The organism is Falsiroseomonas sp., from assembly GCF_030695085.1.
Taxonomy (GTDB): domain Bacteria; phylum Pseudomonadota; class Alphaproteobacteria; order Acetobacterales; family Acetobacteraceae; genus Falsiroseomonas.
In genome coordinates, this window is record NZ_JAUYTS010000065.1 from 1 (window position 1) to 3,720 (window position 3,720).

Annotated in this window: 3 protein-coding genes and 1 pseudogene; all 4 read right to left on the reverse strand. The window is 70.6% G+C overall.

Going from position 1 to position 3,720, the window contains the following annotated elements; genetic code table 11:
* Positions 1 to 474 (reverse strand): annotated as a pseudogene (locus Q8S40_RS08100) (hypothetical protein); the annotation flags it as partial.
* Positions 471 to 1,223, reverse strand: coding sequence for a response regulator transcription factor (locus tag Q8S40_RS08105; RefSeq protein WP_304808646.1), 753 nt, complete (start codon positions 1,221 to 1,223; stop codon positions 471 to 473). The gene Q8S40_RS08105 and the pseudogene Q8S40_RS08100, both read right to left, overlap by 4 nt.
* On the reverse strand, positions 1,220 to 1,597 hold the full coding sequence (locus Q8S40_RS08110; protein WP_305669981.1) for a hypothetical protein: 378 nt from the start codon (positions 1,595 to 1,597) through the stop codon (positions 1,220 to 1,222). Before Q8S40_RS08110 ends, Q8S40_RS08105 begins: the two co-directional genes overlap by 4 nt.
* A 36-nt stretch (positions 1,598 to 1,633) precedes the next feature.
* Positions 1,634 to 3,720: efflux RND transporter permease subunit (locus tag Q8S40_RS08115; RefSeq protein WP_305669982.1), on the reverse strand; the 2,087-nt coding region annotated here is incomplete at its 5' end.

A 3,720-nucleotide genomic window follows, 5' to 3' on the forward strand; every position in this document is an offset into this window, starting at 1 on the left:
AACCATGGACGAGATGGCGCCGTGGTCGAGCGCGCCCCCGCCGGCGGCGAGCCATGGCGCCGAGAAGACGATCCAGCCGCCACCCTCCGCCGGCACGGCGCCAAGCACGCGGTGCCCGGGTTCGGCCTTCGGATCCCAGCCAAGTCGTGCTCCGGGCCCCAGTCGCGCCGCCGCATCGGCCAGCGCCTCGGGCGGCGCGGCCTCCGGCAGGGGTGCCACGCGATCCCAGTGGAGCTCGATGCCGGGGCGGGAGATGGCATGCACCGCCGCATCGCGTGCTGCCTCGGGCAGCGGTGCGACCGCCGTGCGCGCCGCCGCAAGCTGGTCGGCCATGCGCTCCAGGCGCGCGCCCTGTTCGGTCCCGCGGAGCGCACGCTCATGCACCCACATGCTGCCGATGTGCAGCAGCATCAGCCCGCCCAGCAGCAGCAGCGTGATCCGCCCGGCCAGGCTCGCGGGCCAAGGCCACCTCATGCGCGCGTCACGTCGGCCACGAGCACATATCCGGCGCCGCGTATCGTCTTGATGAGGGAGGGGCTGTCGTCGTCCGGCTCGATCTTCCGGCGCAGCCGGCTGACCTGCACATCCACCGTCCGGTCGAAGGGATCCGCGCCCGCGCGCCGCTTCGCGACTTCGAGAAGCTGTTCGCGCGACAGGACACGCTGCGGATGTTCCAGGAACGCCATCAACAGGTCATATTCCGCCCCGGAGAGATCGACCGCGACGCCCTCCGGCGAGGTGAGTTCGCGTCGCGCCGTATCCAGCACCCAGCCGGCGAAGGCCAGCCGTCGCGAACGCGGGTCGGGCTGCGCATCGGCCGGCGCGGCGCGGCGTAGCAGCGCGCGGACGCGCGCGACCAGCTCGCGCGGGGCGAAGGGCTTTGCCACGTAGTCATCGGCACCGAGCTCGAGGCCCAGCACGCGGTCCATCTCCTCCCCGCGCGCCGTCAACATTAGGACTGGCACGCGCGAACGTTCCCGCAGGCGACGGAGCAGGTCGAGGCCCGAGACGCCCGGCAGCATCACGTCGAGCAGGATGAGGTCCGGCTGGCCGGCGGGGCTGTCCAGAAGCTCCCACATCTCGCGCCCGTCGCGCGCCGCTGAGACGCGGAAAGCCGCCTCCCGCAGCAGGCGCGCGACGAGGTTCCGCATCTCGCCATCATCCTCGACGATGAGGATGTGCGCCTCTGGGTCAAGCAGGCGGCGTTCCGCCGTGTCGGTCATCTGGACGCTTCGATGGGCGTGTAGCGCGCCTGGACACGCGGTTGGCCCGCCGCAGGCACCAACTGCACGACGACGCGCAGGCTGGGATCGGCCCGGAAGTCGCCACTGGCGACCAGGGCCGCACCATCCGGCCGCGGCGCAAAGGTCACGGTCTGCTGACGCCCGCCGGCCAGGACGATCGCCGTCGCGGTGGCGCCGCTCGCGGAGAGCGGGCGGTCATTCGCGTCGAACAGGAAGAAGGTCAGGCGGCCCTCCTGCGCCAGCAGCTCACCGTGATAGCTGCCGATATCCTGCATCTGGCCACCATTGGGGCCTCGCAACGGGCCATGCGCGAGCGCCACGGAGGACAGGCCCAGCAGGAATACTGTGGTCATCAGGCGGCGCTTGGTCGGCATCGGAATCTCCCTGGCTCAGAATGTCTCGGGCGCGAGTGTGCCGCCAGCGCGGCGTTCCTCGGCCTCGGCGCGCAGGCGCTCCAGCGCCGGACGCCCGAAGCGGTGGAACAGGATGGGTGTCACCAAGGTGTCGAGCAGCGTGGCGCTGACCAGCCCCCCCAGGATGGTGATCGCGACAGGGTGCAGGATCTCCTTGCCCGGCGCATCGGCGCCGATGGCCAGCGGGATCAAGGCGAGGCCGGCCGAGAGCGCGGTCATCAGCACCGGCGTCAGCCGCTCCGCCGACCCGCGCAGCACCAGAGCGAGGCCCCATCGCTCGCCCTCATGCAGCGCAAGGTTCAGGTAGTGGCTGACCTTCAGGATGCCGTTGCGCGTGGTGATGCCGGTGAGCGTGACGAAACCCACCATGGTTGCAACCGACAGCGGCTGCCCCGCGATCCAGATCGCCGCGACCGCGCCAATCAGCGCAAGCGGCACGTTGCCCATGATGATCGCCGCCAGCATGGCCGAGCGGTAGCGCGAATAGAGCACGACGAAGATCAGCGCGAGGGACAGGAGGGTGAGGACCGCAATGGTCTGCATCGCCTCCTCCTGTGCCTGGAAGGTGCCCTCCAGCGCCGTGGTGTAGCCCGTGGGCATGGGCGTGCGGGCGAGTTCCGCCCGGATGCCGGCGATGACCTGCGCCATGTCGGCCTCGGGTGTCGCATTGGCGAGCACCACGATGCGGCGCCGCGCACCCTCGCGCAGGATCTGATTGGGGCCATCGCCCTCCTCCACCCGCGCGAGCAGGCCAAGCGGCACCCGGCCATGCGGCGTCGGCACCAGCGCCTCGGCCAGGCGGGCGGTGGTGCGGTCCTCGTCGGCGAGGCGCAGTACCACGTCGAAGCGGCGCGCGCCGTCCAGGATCTGGCTGACGACCGTGCCGCCGGTCAGGGATTCCAGCGTCTCCGTCAGCGCCGCCGCCGATACGCCATAGAGCGCGGCGCGCTCGTGGTCGACAGCGATGCGCAGCTGCGGGATCCGCACCTGGCGCTCGAGCTGCAGGTCGGTCAGGCCCGGCACATTCTCCGCCAGCCTTCCGCGCAGCGTCTCGGCCAGGGTGCGCAGCGTGTCGAGATCATCGCCGAAGATCTTCAGTGCGATCTGCGCCCGCACACCGGACAGCATGTGGTCCAGGCGGTGGCTGATCGGCTGGCCGATATTGACCGCTGCCGGCAGGGAAGCGAGCCGCGCACGGATGTCTGCCAGAACCTCGGGGCGCGGGCGCCCGCCCTCACGCAGGTCGAGGTCCAGTTCGGAGGAATGCACCCCCTCGGCATGCTCGTCGAGCTCCGCGCGACCGGTGCGGCGGCCGACACCCTTGACCTCGGGCACCTCCATCAGCAGGCGTTCCGCCACCCGGCCGAGCGCGTTGGATTCCGCCAGCGAGATGCCCGGCTGGTAGGTGACGTTGATGACCAGCGTGCCCTCGTTGAAGGGCGGCAGGAAGGCGCGCGGCAGGAAGGGCACGCTGGCCGCGGCGATGGCCACGCCGCCCACGGCGATGCCGAGCACCAGGGAACGGTGCCCGAAGGCCCAGCGCAGCAGCCGGTCCTGCCCCGCCTTCAGGCCGCGCACCAGCGCCCCGTCGCCCGCATGCATCCGCCGCATCCCGGGCAGCAGCCAGTAGGACAGCACCGGCGTGACGGTGACCGCGACCAGCAGCGAACAGAGGATCGAGACGATGTAGGCGATGCCGAGCGGCGCAAACAGCCGGCCCTCGATGCCGGTCAGCGCGAACAATGGCAGGAACACCAGCACGATGATGAAGGTGGCGTAGACGATGCCGGAACGGACCTCGGCGCTGGCCGAGATCACCACCTGCATCACGGGCGCCGGCACCGCCCGCGCGGTGTTCTCCTTCAGGCGGCGCAGGATGTTTTCCACGTCCACCACCGCGTCATCCACCAGCTCCCCAACCGCGATGGCCAGGCCGCCCAGCGTCATGGTGTTGATGGACAACCCGAAGGCGGCGAAGACGATGGCCGTCAGCAGGATGGATAGCGGGATCGCGGTCAGCGAGATGAAGGTGGTGCGTGTGTTCAGCAGGAAGGCGAACAGCA

What these genes read in the sequence shown, in the direction of transcription:
- Q8S40_RS08105 (WP_304808646.1), bottom strand. Translation starts at nt 1,223, where the DNA reads ATGACCGACACGGCGGAACGCCGCCTGCTTGACCCAGAGGCGCACATC.
- Q8S40_RS08110 (WP_305669981.1), bottom strand. Translation starts at nt 1,597, where the DNA reads ATGACCACAGTATTCCTGCTGGGCCTGTCCTCCGTGGCGCTCGCGCAT.